Below are 18,739 nucleotides of genomic sequence, written 5' to 3' on the forward strand. Positions count from 1 at the left end.
AAAGTATATTCTCTAAAAACATTCTTTCCATACTTATAAAAACTGCCTAATAGATGTCTCTAACGGATCTATTAGGCAGTTTTATCTAGTTATTTAAAGCTTCTGCTTGTTTTCTGCTTACTCTTTCACTTATCTTCATAAATGGCAAGTATAATAGTACACCTATAATAATTATCACTAATTGAACTATAATAGCTCTGAAGTCTCCTCCAGTTGCTAAAAATCCATTTAATAATGGAGGAGTAGTCCAAGGCACAAGCACTGTACATTTATTCATAAAACCTATTGCTGTTGCAAAATAAGCTATTATAATTCCTATAGCTGGAGTCAATACGAAAGGTATTATCATTGGCAAGTTGAACACTATAGGGAAACCAAATATAACAGGTTCGTTTATATTAAATAATCCTGGAGCTACAGCTAATTTCCCTAATTCACTGTATTGTTGATTTTTCCTGAAAAATAGGAATGCTGCAATTAACAAGCATATTGTTGAACCAGTACCACCTAGCATGCCAAATGTTGGGACGAATGTAGAATTAATTATATGAGGAATCTCTTTGCCTGCTGCTGCAGCTGCCATATTCTCATTCATATTTACAAGAAGCAATGGTTCAAGGATTGTTCCATTTACTACTGTTTGGTGAATACCGAATGTGAACAATAAGTTTCCAAAGCTGTATATCAATACTGTACCAACAAGAGAAGTGTTTACTTTCCTCAAAGGCTCTTGAATCATTGTTGTTATCAAAGTTATTAAGTCTGTATTAAATACTGAGTATAGCACAAAACTTACAATAGAGAATATAATAATTGATAGCATGGCAGGAATCATATTATTAAAGGATGCATTTACTTGTGGTGGTACATCTCCACCAATATTTACCCTTAACTTATCAATTTTAGAAAGTCTCAAATAAATTTCAGTAGACAATAAACCTACAATAATACCCGCAAACATTGAAGAGGTACCAAGGTTTCCATAGGTTAAGATTCCTCCCACTTCAACTTCAGATCCATCAGTAGCCGCTATTTTTAGTGTTTGTGGCATCATTACAATTAATGCTGCTATAGCTATCATTACACATGTATAAGGACTTTTGTAACCTTTATTTTTAGATAGAGTATAACCTATTATTCCACACAAGATTAATCCAGAAACATTTAAGGTAGCATTTGCTATAGAAGTTGCCCAATGTCCTGCTGTTTGAATGGCACTTTCACTTAATATTTTAGGAAATATTACAGAATTTATTAATACCGCAAGACCTGCTAATATAAATAGGGGCATCATTATTGCGAAGGCATCCCTAAGTGAGCGAAGGTGTACTTGAGCACCAAATTTCATAGCAGCTTCAGTAAACTTGTCCATGAAGCTTATTTTATTTGTTTCAGTCATTTTTTATCTCCTCTAATATTTTTTGATTAAATATGTTTTGAAAATATCCAAAACTTTTTTTCTTTATTCTTCTCAAGTCCTTTAAGTCGTGATTGTCTCTATTCACGTACACAGCACCATATCTTTTTTCCATATCACCTGATGAGGAAGGTATGTCAATGAGTCCCCAGCCAAGATACCCTATACATTCAACACCGTTTTTCATAGCATTTTTCATCTCTCTTATATGATCATCATGATATTTTATCCTATAATCATCTTCGATAAACTCATCTTCAGGTAACTTTTCTCTAACACCCAAACCATTTTCTATAATGAAAACTGGAATATTAGAATCTGCATATATATTTTCCATTGATATTCTTAATCCTATTGGATCAATTTCCCAATTCCACTCGCTTCTATCTACAAATTCATTATCTATTACCTGATTCATCTCTAAAGTATTGAAATCTTTACCATTAGCCTTCACAGTTGTTGATTGATAATAACTAAATGACATAAAGTCAGACTTTAATCTATTGAATATTTGTGCATCTTCAGAAGTGAAGTCAATATTTATCTTATTTTTTTCTAGATAATTAGTGAAAAACTTAGGATAGTTTTTTCCTGTGAATACAGAAATATATAATTTACTTAAAAATCTATCATATTGGTTAGCAATAAGAACATCTTCTGGCTTCGAACTTGCTGGATAGTAAGGGCTATAGGCAAGCATGCCTCCAATTTGTAAATCTTCGTATTTGTCATGAATATAATTAGCAATTTCAGCATGAGCAAGAAGAGTATAGTGTTGTATATTATATATATTTTCTAATGTATGTTCTTTCTTACTACCAGCAATCTTAAAACCCATATCCATGGCATAAAGATTATGTTCATTGAAAGTTATCCAATATTTTACTTTTTCATAGAATCTATCAACAAGAATTTTCCCATATTTTACAAATTCATCCTTTACATGCCTTGAAGAAAATCCATCATATTTCTCATATAAAGCTAGAGGCATATCAAAGTGATATAGGCAAATCATTGGCTCAATATTATATTCTATTAATTTATCTATTAATTTTTCATAGAATTCTAAGCCTTCTTCATTTACTTTTCCTTCACCTTCTGGAAATATTCTAGACCAAGATACTTGAAACCTATAGCAGTTCATTCCCATTTCTGCCATAAGTTTAATATCTTCTTCATATCTATGATATTCATCTATAGCTACCTTCCAATCACTTGTATTGTCTGTAGCTTCTCTTATATCATAAACAGATGGTCCCTTGCCACCTTCATTATAAGCTCCTTCAGTTTGCATTGAAGAAGTTGAATTGCCCCACAAAAACTTATTCATCTTATCACCTAAGCCAATTTGTCCGTAATTAATTTAGCCATTTTTGAAACACCGGTTGATGTTGGAGAGTAAGCGTCAAAGCCTACTTGTGCGATTTCTTTTCCCTTCTGAGCTGCTTTTTGGCTATATTCATTAAAGAACATTCTAACTTGTGGGCTTACTAAAATCATGTCATATTCAGGATTAGCAAATACATCCTCAGCATCAGCTGTTGTTGTAGAATCAACATGAATATCATATCCATTTTTTTCTAGATATTCACTAGCCTTTTTAGCCATCATAGAAGAGCTCATTCCTGCATTACATAACAACATAACTTTTTTCATTTCTTTTCCTCCAATTTTTCTAATTTTTTATACATCTTTATCATTCTTCTAGCATTTTCCATAGCCATTGTAGCCATTGTTAGGTGATCTTGTGAGTGGATGAATATTATATTTATTTCATTCTTCTCACCGTTTGCTTCTGCTGTCAAAAGGTCTGTTTGTATTTGATGGCATTCTAGAAATTCTTCATTTGCCTTCTTCAACAATTCTTCAGCCTTTTCAAAATCATAGTTTTCACAAGCATCCATGGCTTCACTTGATAGCGATCTGGATTCTCCTGCGTGAACTATTATTTGAAAGGCTACTTCATACATTTTTTCATTATCCATTTACTTATCCTTCCCAAAATATTTTCTTAAATTCTCCTATATTCTTAGCTTCTGATGATTTTTCTATTAGATCTTCACTATTGAGGTAATCACCTAGCTTGTCATAATATAAGCTCAAATCTCCTCTTATATTTCCAATTATTAGAGAATAGATTACTTTGACACGATCATCATTCCATTTGACCTTATTTTTTGGAATTAAAACTATGGAGAAGCTTTCACCTTTAACTTGGTCAAGTATATGAGGTAGAGCTACATTTCCATATGAGGTAAAGGCCATCTCTTCTCTTTTGAGATACTGCTCTTTTATATTCCCTTTATCAATTCCAGTCTTAGCTGATACAATGTCAGATAAGATGTCCAAGGCAGCATCCATGTCCTTTATGTCTATATCTCTTCTTAGTATAGAATTATCGAAAATCCTATTAATTTCTGTGAAATTATCTACATTAAAGATATCGTTGATTTTCATAAAATCCTTCTGCTTAAATATGACATCCACATAGACAATTGGCGTGTCAGTCTTTTGCTTGATTGGAACTGAAGATACTATAAAGTCGAACTTATCCAGATTATATAGGTCAACCTTGCTTAAGTCTGTAAGAGTCAAGCTATCTATTTGCTCTTTATATTTTCTTTCTATTTGAGTCTTCATTATTTGAGCTGATGAGTTGCCTGAACCGCATACTACTAGGATAGTTCTTTTAAGATAGGTGTTATTTTCCATAGCGCTTGCTATGTGAAGTGCTATATAACCTATTTCATCATCACAGACTCTTGTCTTATAGGTCTCGTTTATTGGATTTGTAGCGACGGTCGCAAGCATAAAGGCTATTTGATTGTCTTTGATATCATTTAGTATAGGATTTTTCATGGTTAACCCATATCTAAGTCTTTCTATTAGAGGTCCTAGGTGGAGGGCTAAGGCAAAAAATAGGTCGATATTTGATCTAAAGTCGTATTTACTAACCTTATAGATTTCATCAATCATTTTCTGAGCAAGCTCTGATATTTCCGGAGAGACCTTCTCGTAATTTGTAACAGCATTCTTGCTTATTAGATGCATGGTTAGATAGAGTATTTCGTCTTCAGGAAATGTCAGGTCTAGTTTCTTGCTTAATTCTTTGACCACTTTATTTGCTATATTAAATTCATCATAGGATATAACTCTCTTGGAGAGTTCATCAGATAAGTCTATATATTTTCCTTCCTTGATACGAAGGATTGATATATAGATATGAACGACCAAATTTTTGAAGTTGGCATAAGGCATATAGAAAGATTCAGGGAAATCTATATCTGCGATTATAGCTTGGATTCTTGTAAAAAGTTCCTCGTCGCTGTCCCTAGCAAAGATAGCAGGGTCTTCTCCAATTTCATTTCTTATGGCAAGTCTTATATCTTTTTCCCTTCCCTTAATCTTCATCCCATAGTATGGCTTGCTTATCAGCTCGATATTATAAGCTTTAAGGAGCTTCCTTACCTTTTTGATATCCTTGTTAATCTGAGATAGGGATACATAAAACATATCGGCTAGCTCTTGCTGTTTGATAAAGGAATTCGAAAAAAGAAAGAGCTTCATTATGCTTTCTATCCTAAAATCCTTGTTGGGATTCTCTTGATGAAAATAAGCATATTTGAACCAATCATGTTTTAAGAAATTCTTAAATTTATCTTCATCTAAGATTCTAAATTGATATCCTTTTCCAGACTCTGATTCTACTATCGCCCCCTTATCTTTTATAAATGAGTTTAGTATTCCGATTTCTTTTTGAACAGTTTTGGAGCTTAACTCCAATTCTTCTCCTATCTCCTCCGAACTATGAAAGCCATAGTCACTTGTGAGATAATCGAAGATTTCTTTAGTTCTTGTTTCAATCATTTAATCACCCTTCATCATTATTATAGAAAATTTCAGCTTAAACCTCCACACAAACATTTTCCTTGCCTTTGTCTTTTCTCTTGTTAGGAGTTTAATAGTTACTTATCAACTATATTATAAGTGCTTAGCTTTTTCTAAATTAAACTTATATCTAAGTTTTACTACTCTTTCAAAGAAGGAAGGCAGGAAACTCACTATATAGGAAAGTTTATTTTCTAACAAAGCTTTTAAATTATACGAAAATTCTGTATACTAGTAGTGAATTTAAGTAAAAGGAGTAATTTATGAATTGTATCATAGCCCAGTCAGGTGGGCCTACCAGTGTTATCAACTCATCTCTTGCTGGAGTCATCCAGGGAGCTCTTGATAATAATTTCGACAATATTTACCTAAGTCTTCACGGAATCGAGGGAATTATTAACAAAGATATTCTAGAAGTCGATAAGAAAAAATTTGTTAGAGGAGGGGTTAAGGAAAAGCTTATGGCTCGTCCTTCTTCAATCCTAGGATCTTGCAGGTTCAAGCTTCCAGAAGACCTTAATGATGATATCTACAAGAAGATTTTCGAATTTTTGTTAGAAAAAGAAATCAATGTTTTTGTCTACATAGGCGGAAACGACTCAATGGATACGGTAAAGAAGCTAAACGCCTATATTTTATCTAATAATATTGAAGGAATCAATGTTATAGGATGTCCAAAGACCATAGACAACGACCTCAATGGTATGGATCATTCCCCAGGTTTTGGATCTGCTGCTAAATACATATGCCAAAGCCTAAGGACTATCAGGGCAGATGTCGATATCTACGACCTCGAATCTGTTACAATAGTAGAAATCATGGGCCGCCACGCAGGCTGGCTTGCTGCTTCATCCCTCCTGGCAGACTTCGGCTATCACAAAGAGCTTGTCAATCTAGTCTACGTCCCAGAAGAGAGCAAGTCCCTAAAGGAAATTGAAGAAGAGGTCAAGGAAAAGCTAAAGACAGAGAAAAACCTCATCATAGCCATGGCAGAAGGCTTCCGTGATACAGATTCCTACCTTGATAAGCCTATGTTTTCCAATAGTGATGATGGATTCAACCACCCTATAGTAAGCGGTGTTGCCCAAAGACTTGCAGATTATCTGAGAGATAAACTCGGTGTTAAATCAAGGGCTGTGGAGCTAAATATAGTCCAAAGAACATCCAACCACATCTCAAAAACAGATGCAGACGAAGCCTTTAAGCTAGGTTACTTGGCCCTAAAGCTCGGTCTTGATAAGACAAATCTAATTCCAGTTCTTAGGAGAAAAGAAGGAAAATCCTACGAAGTTTTCTACACAGAAGTAGAACCAGACCTAATAGCCAACAAGGAAATGAAAATACCAGAATCCTGGCTTAAGGATAGAAAAATCCTAAGAGAAAAAATCACAGCCTACGCCCTCCCTCTTATCCAAGGAGAAGTAGAGCAAAGATACGAAAATGGCATGCCTGTTTTTGTTGAGCTTTCTGATTTTACTAAATAATTTCAAAAAAACAAGAGTGCTTATCGGTTAAGATTCGCACTCTTTTCCTTTAATATTTTTGTCTAACTTTTTTTACTTCTACTTCTTTAACAAATACTTTAACAAAAAGGCTTGTCAATGCAACTACTATTACAGTTGGTAGGAGCCAAGATAGGCCTGTGTCATACATTGGTAGGCCTTGTACTAGGCTTGTTACAGGTCCAAGGCTTAGGTGGAAGGTTTTATCCATTACTTCTACTAAAGGAAGTCCAACTGATACAGCAGCTGCTGCAAGGTAGGATTCTCTAGTAAAGTTTAGGAAGCTTTGGCTTATTCCCATAACTATGAGAACTAGGGCAACTGGATATATTATTTGTAATAATGGTACAGAGAACTCAAGGAGTTTGTTTAGGCCGAAGTTTGCCATTATGAATGAGAATAGGGTCCATATACATACCCAAGCCTTGTAGGATAGTCTATCGTTAAATAGCTTCTCGAAATATTCTCCACCAGAGCTTATTAGGCCAACACAAGTTGTAAGACAAGCTAGGGTGAATATGAAGGCTAGTAGAACTAGACCGAAATCTCCAAGGGCAAGTTTTATAGATTCTGTAAGAACTTGAGCACCATTTTCAAGACCTACAAACTTAGCACTACCTATCATACCTATACTTGCTAGCATAGAGTAAACCAAAAACAATACACTACCTGCAACAAGTCCTGCCTTTACCTCATATCTCGTAACTTCTTTCTCATCATCTATACCAAATCTTCTTATAGCTTGGGCTATTACAAAACCGAAGTTAAGGGCTGCTACGGCATCCATTGTATCATAACCTGCCAAGAATCCTTTTGTAAGTGGAGCTGTTAGATATTCTCCTGTTGGAGCTGCAAGGCTTTTATCCATTGTCACTATCTTGAAGAACATAAATGTTATCAATAATAGGAGGGCTGGAGTTAAAAACTTACCTACTCTTTCGACAAGCTTATTTGGTCTTAGACATATTACTAAGGCTATAGCAAAGAAGACGAAAGTATAAACTAATCTTATTAGATTCATATTAAAAGATTTTGGTATGTATGGAGCTATGGCCATCTCGAAAGGAACTGATCCTGCCCTTGGTATACCGAGTCCTGGTCCTATTGATAGATATATAGCTGTCGTGAAAACTAGGGCGAATACTGGACCTACCCTATTAGCCAAGTTAGATAGACCATTAGTTTTTCCTACTACTATGGCTCCTAATACAGGAAATACTACAGCAGTAACGCTAAAGGCTAATAGAGAAATAAATGTTGCTTTTCCTGCCATATTACCCAATAAAGGTGGGAAGATTAAGTTTCCTGCTCCAAAGAACAGACCGAAAAGCATTATGCTCACTTGTAAAAATTGACTTCTTGATAATTTTTTCATTATTTCCTCCATAAATTATATTAACAATACTTATCCATTAAAAAAGTCCCTTGCCTAAACATTAGACAAAGGACGAAAATTCCGCGTTACCACCTTTATTCTTATATAGAAATATAAGCGCTCAAGCATCAAACAATGCCGGGTTTTGATAACGCCAACCATGGCGACACATCTTACTTTCTTCAGACGTGCAAAAGAAAAATGATTTTCGAACTTACTTCCAAGGTTGGATCTCACCTAACTCCAACTCTCTGTGCTCTTTCATAAGCCTACTCTTTTTTTCATAATTTTTCTAAATAATTACTGTTGACTATATTATAAGATCATCTCTTTAATTTGTCAAATATTTTCTAATAAAAATTAAAAATAATTTATAAAATACATATGAATACTCGCTTAAAGCTATACCTATTAATTATTATTTACTCTTCCCCTAGCCCACCAAGAAGTGATAAGGGGTGTAAGTATTATAGTAATAACTACAGATGATGCCACCTGGGCTGTAGCCACTCCTACAAGAGGAAGATAAGAAGGGTCAATCTCTGCTACGATTTGTGGCACAGCAACAGCATTGGCCCCAGTAGAAGAAAGGGCCCAAGCAGCGTGGCCTGGTCTATTGTTAATATAAATATCTGCCAGAACAGTAAGAGAACCTATTACAAAAATCACTATAAAAGCAAGAATTATTCCAGAAAATCCTGCCCTATAAATATCTGTCAGATTAATAGCAGAACCCATAGAAAACCCTAAAAAGGGAATAATGGCCTTCTGAGCAAGCTTAAGAGAGCTTGAAATATTCCTATCGATATTACCAAGAACCATACCAATAAATACAGGAAGAAGAGCATCTATCATAGCTCTTATAGGAATATTTGCAATACCAGACATGCCAAGGACCAGCATAGAAAGCATGGGTCCTGTGATAAGGCTAGTAAATCCAGCTAAGGCCTGATCCAACTCATCCCCGTAGTCGATGTTCAAAGTAATAAAGACAGAGTTGTTGTGATTAAGACTAGCACAAACCAGGGCAAGGATAGAAATACCAAATATTCCCTCCCTGCCAAAAATAGAAGAAACTAGAAAAATTATTATTAAACCCGCTCCTATTCGAGCTAGAGCCATAACAGAAAATCTCCTAAAAATCTCCCCCACAGACGATAGCCTAATCTGGGAACCTGCCGCAAGCAAATTGATTCCCATCAAAGTTTTCATCCCACGGCTTGTAAAGAGCGCCTCCGTAAAAACACCAAAGTGCAAGATACTCGGATAAAAAGTACTTATTAAAGCAGCAAATATCAAAGGAACCATCATATTGCCCGCTGGTATTTTCTTTATAAAGTTCTTAAGCATGTTGGCTCCTTTCTTGCTAGTTTATAGTCGTTAGTAGTCTAATCCAAATCCAAGTTTATATTCATTGCCGCATTCATCTAGATAGGCGTAGGTCATTCCTTCTGGCATGTATTTATCCTTATCGTAACCTGGTACGTCGTTAGGACTTATACAAATTCCATCCTCATCTACAGCTATTACTTCTTCGCCTTTAGGGAAGGTGAATGGTAGTTTGCCTGTTGGGGCAAATTTTCCACTAAGGACATCCATTTGAGCGGATGTGAAGGTTTCAAAATGAGCCAAGAGGGCATCTGAGTTTTTCTCTGCCTTTTCTAATAGCCAAGGCATGGTAGAGTTTACTGAAATTATAACTTTAGCCCCATTCTCATCGGCAATTTTTCTAAATTCTTCTAGTTTATCAATATTTGCTACAGTCGTTTCTGAATATTGTGTACCATCTATCGCCTTATTTGTTTTGTTTTCACAAAGATCAAGTTCTAGAAGGCCTGGAGTTGCAGAAAAATAGTTACCTGATTTTGGTGTGATTTGTACAAAAATATATTCTGCTTCTTTCGCATCTTCTACAATTTCTATATCTTCTCTTTCTTTTAGATCTTCGATAGCTTCTTTCCTAAATGTTTCTGCCTTATCAGCTTCCTTGTGGAGGAAATCTACATGAACTTTAGCCTTATCCTTCATAGGTAGGGTATTGTCTTTGTTTTTGAGCAGTACTACAGATCTTTGGTGAGCAGAGTAGGCTTTTTTCTTATTATCTTCATCTGCTACAAAGTCTTTTGCCTTTTGTGGGTCAACATAAGTTTTGTCATCGAATAGGCCTAGGTCAAACATTTCTGTAAGGAGTCTAATATTTGCTTCGATTAATCTTTCACGACTAATTTTACCTTCTTCATAGGCTTTTATTATCCATTCTACTTCATTGGTATCAGATATTAGGTCAACCCCATTATTTACAGCACAAGCTGCACGGTCTTGTTTTTCTAAATGCATCATCCCCCATGCCATGTTATCTAGTATTCCTGAGTCTGAGTTGATGTAGCCCTTAAAGCCCATATCATCTCTTAGGATATCTTGGATAAAGTATTGGTTAAAGGCAAATCCAACTGGTTCAAAAGGAATCTTGCTTCCCTTATAGTTTTGGACTGCTGACTTGTCGTGGGCAGGGATTGAGTAGTAAGGCATGATTGATGATACTTTTTTCTCAGCAGCTGCCTTAAATGGTGGTAGGTGGTATTTTTCTAGTGAACCAGGAGTTCTATAAACATTGAATTTTCCTTCCTTGTAGTGTGGATCAAAGCCATTTTCCCTAGCTCCGCCGCCTGGGAAGTGTTTCATGGTAAGGGCAACTGATTCACTGTTTAGATTATCTGATTGGAAGGCTTCGATTAAATCTTCTCCTGCCTTTGTAATAAGTTCTGTATCTTCACCCAAGGTTCCATAGAATCTTTGCCATCTAGGATCTGTAGCCGTATCAAGCATGTACATATAGCCTTTTCTAAGACCAGAATACTTCCATTCGTCTCTTGCTATTTCTCCAAACTCTTTAAAGATTGAGTATTCATAATCTCCGTCAGGATGGTAATTTCTAGACTTATCTCCAAGATAAGCTGCAGCAAGTCCTAGGGTTGATGGATAGGTAGTAAATACTCCTACAGCATCGTTCATACCAAAGGTTCTTTCAGCATTTTCATTCCTTGAGTTTGAGGCAATAATAACAGGGATACCTAATCTTGAGCTTTCAGCTACTTCGTTCATAGCATTAGTCCACTTTGCTATTTCTTCTTCTGAGAAGTTATCCCTTAAGATAAAGTGGCGTAAGTTTTTGTCAATTATGTGTCCTGTTGAACCGTGGTTAATCTGACCTATAAAGATATTTTTATCCTCGTAAACTTCCTCATCAAGAAGACCATCGTGGCTTGTCTTTTCCTTATCTTCTTGGGCAAGACCCATTCTTTGAGACTTAATCATCATATTGCCACAAAGCTCTTCTATAGTCATCCTATAAGCAAGATCCTTGGCACGAACGCTTGATGGAAGACGCCAGTCTTCGTATGGATCTAATATCCCATTTCCATTTAAGTCCTTAAACTTAAATCCTTCATTTTCGATTAGTTTTTTATTTCTTACTTCTAGTTTTAATTGCTCTGTCATATCTTCCTCCTATTTCCTTATAAATTTACCCTAAGGTATTGGAAAAATAACCTCCAATTTCTTGGAGGCTTTTCTTTAAATTTATAGCTCTTATCTTTTGATAGTTAAGACTTTTTTATTATTTTAATTGAGCTCTTTTTTCTGCAAGAGTCTTATTATTTTTCTCTACAGTTTTTCTATTGAGTGGATATATTAAAAAGACTACTAAGCCACCAAGTCCTAGGGCTATAGCTGGTATTAGCGTCGCTACATTATATATTCCCTGAGCAACCTCTGCTGTTTGACTCGCAGCTCCTGCAACATATCCTACTGAAGCTACTGCAAATCCACCAAGTCCTCCAGCAAAGGCTTGGCCTAACTTTCTTGCAAATGAGTAAATAGCATAAACTTTTCCGTCATCTCTTACTCCATTTTTGATTTCCAAGTCATCGATTACGTCTGTAATCATGGCCCAAGTTAGGGTGTTAAATATTCCTAGGAATATATAAGCTATAACAGTTCCAGCTAGGAATAGGTACATATTTTCAAGTTTCAAGATGAAAAGTATAAAGTAAGTTACACCTGCACCTATAAGTCCAATAGATGATGCTTCTTTCTTACCAATATTTTGTCCAAGTTTCATAGCCATTGGAGCTGTAAATAGCATTGGAACTGTACCACAAAGACCAGCTAGAGCCATTCCAGTTGTATCTTGGAAGTAGGTAGAATATACATATATATTCATTGAACCAACTAAAAGCATTCCAAGAAGGAGGCATATAGATACTACTATGATTGATAGTAGAGATCTTTTACTAATTACATTTCCGATTCCCTTAAGGGCGTTTTCTTTTGGACCAGCTGATTCTCTTTCTATGTCAACTCTTTCAGTACAGAAGGAGTAACAAATAAAGTAAGAAATAATAGCTAGTATTCCGTAGATTCCAGCTACAAGCGGAAATCTATTTTCTAATAGGATATCAGCTTGACCAGGAACTTTCTGATAAATTAGATATGGAGTAACAAATCCAATTATAAGACCTGCTACTGTTGCTCCTAGAGTTCTAAATGTTGAAAGCTCTGTTCTTTGATCTGCATCAGATGTTATTGCTGAAGCCATTGATCCATATGGGATGTTAATGAAGGTGTAGCAAAGTGATCCCCAAAGGATGTAGGTTGCATACATTATCACTATTTTTGTTCCCATTGGTAAATCTTTAAGTCCTGATTGGAAGAGCAAGAATCCTGCTATAGCTACTGGTATCGCTCCCCATTTGATAAATGGTCTAAACTTTCCGTCCTTATTTCCTGTAAACTTATCTACGATAGTTCCCATTCCTACATCAGTAAAGGCATCAATTATTCTCGAAAGAAAGAATAATCCTCCAACAAGTTTTGGATCTATCCCCCATACGTTAGTATAAAATATCATCAGAAAACTACTAACAAGGGTAAAGGTGAAGTTGTTTGCAACATCTCCTGCTGCATAACCAATCTTATCTTTTAAGCCAAAAGGCTTTACATTTTTCTGCATATTATTCTCCTGATTTTAATCTTTTTTCGTGTAAATATTTAGCATTATCATATACCTTCTGTCTATTTAATGGATAGATCACTAGGTATGCTAGAGTAGCTAAAATAAGAGTAACTGCTGGAAGTAAAGTTGAAATATTATATATTCCTGCTGTTACTTGTGGGTCAAACTTACTTTCTACGCTATAATTTATAGCTGTAAGCAAGAATCCTGTAAGACCAGATGCTGCTGCTTGGCCTAGCTTTCTCGAAAATGAGAAGGCCCCATAGATTGCTCCATCATCTCTTCTGCCCTTATTTACTTCAAGGTCATCTATAACATCTATTATCATAGCCCAACTTGTTATTCCTTGGAAGGCAGTTCCTATTTGGAAAAGTATCACAAAGAATATAAAAGTCTTAACATTTGATGTTTGCAAGAAGTAAGCTAGCAAATAACTTATAGCTGATAAGCTTAAGCCAAATACAGTTACTTCTTTTTTACCAAATTTGGCCGAAAGTTTTGGTACAACTGTTGCCATGAGCAAAGTGATTACCATCTGACTTGTTCCTACAAAACTCATCGCTTTGACATTTTGGAAGTAGTTTGGATATAGGTATGAGTTCATCCCGCTTACTGCCATTACTGATAATAGGAAAAATAGTGATGCAAGTATCAATCCTATTAGAGCACGTGATGAAAACATTACTTTGAAAGTCTCTAAGAAAGAAAATTTCTCCTCACTTCTTGGAATCTTTACTCTTTCAGTCGTTAGCTTAAAACAGAGCATGTAGGTTATAATTGCAAGTATTGAACAAACAAGAGCAAATATCGTCATCTTATTACCTGATAGGAGTTCATGTCCATTTTGATCAGTATAGTAAACAAACATAGGTCCAATTACAGCTATAATGAAGTTTCCAGCTTGGCTACCTATTGTTCTCCATGTAGAAAGGTGGGTTCTATGGTCAGGGTTTTCTGAAACTGCTGATGCCATTGATCCATAAGGAATATTTATGGCAGTGTATGCAATAGATCCCCAAAGTATGTATGTTCCGTACATCCATACCATCTTAAAGGCCATAGACATATCTTTGAAATATGTAGGATATAGGAGAAAACTTGCAAGGGCAACCGGTCCTGCTATTCTTCTAATCCAAGGAAGGAACTTTCCATCCTTAGTTGGTGGTGTTCTATCGACTATTTGGCCCATACCAACATCGGTAAAGGCATCTATTATTTTTGCTAATAGCATCATGAGACCTACACTGGCTGGGCTAACTCCCATAACGTCAGTGTAGAATTTCATAAAGAATACTGATGATAGGGCAAAGGAGAAGCCATTGCCCAAATCACCAAACATGTAGCCTAATTTATCTTTCATGCCAAAAGGCTTTACATTTTTTTGCATTTTTCTCTCTCTAATTTAATCTATTACTATAGCTTCTTCTTGGCATTTTAAGCATAGCTCTTGTGCCTTGAATATATGCTCTTGTGTCATTGCATTTTCTGTGCCATTGATACAATCGAGTATCATCTCTCCGAAAAATGGAAATCCTACTTTGCCATTTACTTCAAAATGCTCTTCTCCGTTTTCATCTACCAAAAATACATGATCTCCTGTAGCATTCGTTGCAACATTGGTATATTTTCTTACTTCGATTGAACCCTTAGTCCCTGTTATAAATGTTCTACCATCACCCCATGTTGAAAGACCCTTTGGTGAGAACCAATGCACCTTGTAGAAGAATGTTGCTCCATTTTCTCCAACAAGGGTAGCATCACCATAATCTTCTAGCTCTGGTGTATCAGGGTTGTCGTAGTTTGCGACCTTGCTGTGAAGAACTTTTGCATCTTTATTTCCAGTGTAATATAGGAATTGTTCTATTTGATGGCTTCCTATATCTGTCAAAATTCCGCCATATTGATCTTTTTTGAAAAACCAGTCTGGTCTACTTTCCTTGTTGAGACTATGAGGTCCAAAGCCTGTTACTTGGATGACTCTTCCGATTCTTCCTTCTTCAATAAGCTTTCCAGCAAATATTGCTCCTTCAACATGAAGTCTTTCTGAAAAGTAAACAAAATATCTTCTTCCAGTCTCTTCTACAACTTTTTTCGTTTCTTCTAGCTGATCTAGGCTAGTAAAGCCAGTTTTGTCGGTAAAATAATCCTTTCCGGCTTTCATAGCCTTGTTACCTAAGGCTGATCTTAGATTTGGGATTGCTGCTGCCGCAAGCATCTTTATCTCAGGATCATTTAAGATTTCATCTACTGAATTTACAGCTTTGGCTTCTGGAAATTTCTCTTGAAATTCTTCGATTTTTTTAGGGTCTTTATCATAGACATAAACTATCTCTGCACCAGCTTCCTTAAGTCCGTTGCACATGCCATAAATATGGCCATGATCTAGGGCTCCTACTCCGACCTTAAATTCGCCAGGATCAACTACTTTATTAGCAGAGCCCTTAGGTGCATAGTTCATTCCATCCTTTTTGTTAATAGCCATTAGAATAAATCTCCATATCCATTATCTATAAGCCAATCGTAAGATATTTTTAGCTCTTCGAAAGGATCTCTGCCGTAGGAAAAGTCTTGTTCTACCAGTAAGTATCTACAACCAGACTCTATGGCTTGGTCTGCACATTCCTTAAGTGGTAATGAGCCTTGGCCTAGTGGGGCAAACCTTGCCCTATTGTCGAAGGCAGTTCTAAAGGCAGCTTGGTCTTCTTGCATAAGTTTTAGATCATCCATTGTCAAAGGCATAACTTCGTAATCCTTTAAGTGAACAAGTTCTACCTTTCCTGAGTATTTTTTAAGGATATTTACTGGATTTTCTCCACCCTTTTGTACCCAGTGAACATCTAGCTCAAAGCCAAGTTCTGGAGCATTCTCACTTATTATGTCAAGGAGGTATTTTCCATCGTATTTTACAAATTCGATATGGTGGTTATGATAATAGAGTTTGATTCCATCTTCCTTAAGTTTTAAAGCATATTCATTAGCTTTTTTAGCAAATTCAATAGCCTTATCGAGATTCGCCATTTTGTCAAATGGGAGCATACCGATTCTAAGTAGGTCTGTATCTACCGCCTTACAATCTGCTACTATCTTGTCATAATCTGTTTCAAGACTTTCTTGACCAGGAAACATTGGTTCAAGGGCTGCTGACATTGCGGCAACTTCCATATCGAAATCTTTGCATGCTTTTATGATTTGGTCGATGTTTTCCTTACTAGTCTCTACTTGAGACACTTCTACAGATTTATATCCTATTTCTGAAAGTTTCTTAAATGTTTCGTAAGGTCCGACTTCCTTGAAAGAATCTACTACTGTTGAAGCCTGTACTCCTATTTTAGTCATTGATAATCTCCTCTTTTTTAACTTCTTTGTTTTCATTTGATGAATCTATTATGGCTTGAATAATCTCCATTGTTTCCATAGCATCTGCTAGGTCACAATAGTCATCTGTACCGTCTATTATAGCTTTATAGAATTTATTAATTAAGGTCTCATGTCCTGCCCCATAATAATCCTTGGTGGCATCGCTTTTCTCATCTTCTGCCAAACATTCTAGATTTCTATTAAAGAGCCTATTTTCTTTGATAGTGTATTTTTCATTTTTACTTATAACTTGTAATTCTATTGAATCTGTAATCGAATAGGCATTAGTCGCTATGAAAAGTCCATTTACTCCATCTTCATATTTGATAAAGGCGTTGGCAGTATCTTCTACCTCAACTTCCTTATTCATTAACTTAGACATGGTAGCTGTAAGGCTCTTCCAATCTTTGCCTGTGACATAGGCCATTAAGTCTAGGGTGTGGATGGCTTGATTTATTATTACTCCAGCTCCTGCTTCTTTGAGAGTTCCCCTCCATGGAGCTTGTTTGTAATAATCCATATTCCTATACCAAGTTACAAGTCCCTTTACAGCAAATACTTCTTCCTTATTTTCTTCTAATATTTCCTTAAGTCTTACTACTGACTTGTTGTATCTATTTTGAAAACAGATCCCAAGTTTTTGTTTTCCCTTATAAGCTTGGTAGAAATCATATAAGTCCTTGGTTTTTTCGTAGCTTATATCCACAGGTTTTTCACAAAATACATTGAGTCCCTTGGATAAGGCATATTTTGAAACTTCTGCGTGAAGATAGTGAGGAAGAGTGATGTGAACTACATCCAAATCTTCCTTTTCTATCATTTCCTTATAGTCAGTATATGAAGGAATAATTTCACAATGAGTTTGTTCGCATTTCTCCTTAGCCCTATTACTGTTTATATCGCATACTGCTACAAGCTTTGCATAGGGAGAATTGTTTATTGAAAGCAAGTGGATAGGTGAAACTGTTCCAAGTCCAATAACTCCAACTTTTAGCATAAAATCCTACTTTCTTTCTTCGAATTTTCCTTCTTCTTTGATTTTTTCGTTGAGAAGCTCTAGATAAAGATCATCGTCAAAGTCTTTAACTGATACAGGTTTACCTAACCAGCTTGAAAGGTGTACTGCGTTAGCAAGTCTTACTCCATTAATTCCTTCTGCACCATTTGCAAGAAGTTCTTCTCCATCAAGAACGTGAGCAGCAAAGTTTCTTAAAACTTCACAGTGTTGTCCTCCCCAAACAGAGTTTTCTTCTATGACTTCTGTTTCAAATAAGTCATCCATCTTCATTTGACCTGCAAAGAGCATCTTCACATCATCTATTGTCATTCTAGCGTTTAGGTCATTTTCTGTTTCTTTGAGTCTGTAGATTGTTGCCTTCTTAGAATCATCTACAACAATTTTTCCGCCGTCACATACGATTTCTAGTCTGTCTGTTCCGATTATTTCGTTGGTACCGGTTACAAAAACTCCAGTCCTGCCATCGTCATATTCCATAATAAAGTGTACTTGATCATCTACAACTATATCTCTTTGGTAACCATATTGAACGTTTGAGTATACTCTATCAGGTGCTCCAGTCATCCATTGGATAAGGTCTAATTGGTGTGGTGCTTGGTTTACAAGAACTCCTCCACCTTCGCCACCCCAAGTAGCTCTCCAGTCAGATTGCTTGTAGTATGCATCTGGTCTCCACCATGTTGTGATAATCCAGTTTGTTCTTCTTATTGGTCCAAGTTCTCCTGAATCGAGGATTTCTTTTAGCTTTCTGTATAGTGGATTTGTTCTTTGATTAAAGAATAGGGCATAAGCCTTATCAGATTTTTCTGCGACTTCGTTAAGTTCTTTTACTTGCTTTGTATAAACACCAGCTGGTTTTTCGTTAAGTACATTTACCCCATGAGTTAGGCCATAAATTGCCATTTCTGGGTGAAGATAGTGAGGTACGCATGTTACGATTCCTTCTACCTCTCCGCTATCGATCATTTCCTTGTAGTCTTCATAAAGTTTTGCTTCTGGAAAAACTTCTTTTGCTTTTTCAAGCTTTTCCTTATCAATATCACAAACTGCAACCACTTCTACATTCTCTACCATTCCTTCAGATACGAACTTTCCATACATTGATCCTTCTGTTCCGTATCCAATAATTCCAAATTTTAATTTTCTATCAGCCACTTTATCCTCCTAA

15 protein-coding genes and 1 other annotated feature are annotated in these 18,739 nt (G+C 35.9%); of the genes, 1 reads left to right on the plus strand and 14 read right to left on the minus strand.

Features of this window, described 5'->3' with window-relative positions; translation table 11 throughout:
- Positions 1-85: 85 nt before the first annotated feature.
- From APRE_RS08115 to APRE_RS08135, 5 genes are read right to left on the minus strand one after another with little or no spacing between them, the layout of a single operon-like run.
- Positions 86-1,399 (minus strand): PTS sugar transporter subunit IIC, encoded by a 1,314-nt coding sequence (locus APRE_RS08115; RefSeq protein ID WP_015778500.1) that lies wholly within the window; start codon positions 1,397-1,399, stop codon positions 86-88.
- Positions 1,392-2,747: a glycoside hydrolase family 1 protein gene (locus APRE_RS08120; RefSeq protein ID WP_015778501.1), complete on the minus strand. Its 1,356-nt coding sequence runs from the start codon at positions 2,745-2,747 to the stop codon at positions 1,392-1,394. Before APRE_RS08120 ends, APRE_RS08115 begins: the two co-directional genes overlap by 8 nt.
- Before the next feature lie 8 nt (positions 2,748-2,755).
- Positions 2,756-3,073, minus strand: a complete 318-nt coding sequence (locus tag APRE_RS08125; protein ID WP_015778502.1) for a PTS cellobiose transporter subunit IIB — start codon at positions 3,071-3,073, stop codon at positions 2,756-2,758.
- Positions 3,070-3,402 carry a PTS lactose/cellobiose transporter subunit IIA gene (locus APRE_RS08130; protein WP_015778503.1) on the minus strand — a complete coding sequence of 111 codons (333 nt, stop codon included), beginning with the start codon at positions 3,400-3,402 and terminating at the stop codon, positions 3,070-3,072. The genes APRE_RS08125 and APRE_RS08130 overlap by 4 nt, the downstream gene beginning before the upstream one ends.
- A 4-nt stretch (positions 3,403-3,406) precedes the next feature.
- Positions 3,407-5,284, minus strand: coding sequence for a BglG family transcription antiterminator (locus tag APRE_RS08135; protein WP_015778504.1), 1,878 nt, complete (start codon positions 5,282-5,284; stop codon positions 3,407-3,409).
- 284 nt (positions 5,285-5,568) lie between these two features.
- On the opposite strand from APRE_RS08135, the gene APRE_RS08140 reads away from it, so the two are divergent.
- Complete coding sequence (locus tag APRE_RS08140; RefSeq protein ID WP_015778505.1) at positions 5,569-6,789, plus strand: diphosphate--fructose-6-phosphate 1-phosphotransferase; 1,221 nt, start codon at positions 5,569-5,571, stop codon at positions 6,787-6,789.
- Between the two features lie 49 nt (positions 6,790-6,838).
- Here APRE_RS08140 and brnQ read toward each other — a convergent pair whose 3' ends face one another.
- The 9 genes from brnQ to APRE_RS08185 all read right to left on the minus strand — a co-directional run bounded on the left by brnQ (position 6,839) and on the right by APRE_RS08185 (position 18,726).
- Positions 6,839-8,182 (minus strand): branched-chain amino acid transport system II carrier protein, encoded by a 1,344-nt coding sequence (brnQ, locus tag APRE_RS08145; protein ID WP_015778506.1) that lies wholly within the window; start codon positions 8,180-8,182, stop codon positions 6,839-6,841.
- Between the two features lie 65 nt (positions 8,183-8,247).
- Positions 8,248-8,476 (minus strand) — a binding site (T-box leader).
- A gap of 117 nt (positions 8,477-8,593) precedes the next feature.
- Positions 8,594-9,532, minus strand: a complete 939-nt coding sequence (locus tag APRE_RS08150) for a 2-keto-3-deoxygluconate permease (protein WP_015778507.1) — start codon at positions 9,530-9,532, stop codon at positions 8,594-8,596.
- Between the two features lie 30 nt (positions 9,533-9,562).
- Positions 9,563-11,680, minus strand: coding sequence for a glycoside hydrolase family 3 protein (locus APRE_RS08155; protein WP_015778508.1), 2,118 nt, complete (start codon positions 11,678-11,680; stop codon positions 9,563-9,565).
- 118 nt (positions 11,681-11,798) lie between these two features.
- Complete coding sequence (locus APRE_RS08160; protein WP_015778509.1) at positions 11,799-13,193, minus strand: MFS transporter; 1,395 nt, start codon at positions 13,191-13,193, stop codon at positions 11,799-11,801.
- A gap of 1 nt (position 13,194) precedes the next feature.
- Positions 13,195-14,556, minus strand: coding sequence for an MFS transporter (locus APRE_RS08165; protein WP_218916035.1), 1,362 nt, complete (start codon positions 14,554-14,556; stop codon positions 13,195-13,197).
- A 42-nt stretch (positions 14,557-14,598) separates the two neighbouring features.
- The gene (locus APRE_RS08170) at positions 14,599-15,678 is read right to left on the minus strand and encodes a Gfo/Idh/MocA family protein (protein WP_015778511.1); all 1,080 of its coding nucleotides are present in this window, start codon (positions 15,676-15,678) and stop codon (positions 14,599-14,601) included.
- Positions 15,678-16,532, minus strand: coding sequence for a sugar phosphate isomerase/epimerase family protein (locus tag APRE_RS08175; protein ID WP_015778512.1), 855 nt, complete (start codon positions 16,530-16,532; stop codon positions 15,678-15,680). Before APRE_RS08175 ends, APRE_RS08170 begins: the two co-directional genes overlap by 1 nt.
- The gene (locus APRE_RS08180; RefSeq protein WP_015778513.1) at positions 16,525-17,550 is read right to left on the minus strand and encodes a Gfo/Idh/MocA family protein; all 1,026 of its coding nucleotides are present in this window, start codon (positions 17,548-17,550) and stop codon (positions 16,525-16,527) included. Before APRE_RS08180 ends, APRE_RS08175 begins: the two co-directional genes overlap by 8 nt.
- 6 nt (positions 17,551-17,556) lie before the next feature.
- Entirely contained in the window at positions 17,557-18,726 is a 1,170-nt protein-coding gene (locus APRE_RS08185; RefSeq protein ID WP_015778514.1) for a Gfo/Idh/MocA family protein, read from the minus strand.
- Positions 18,727-18,739 lie beyond the last annotated feature (13 nt).

Source organism: Anaerococcus prevotii DSM 20548 (assembly GCF_000024105.1).
Classification (GTDB): Bacteria; Bacillota; Clostridia; order Tissierellales; family Peptoniphilaceae; genus Anaerococcus; species Anaerococcus prevotii.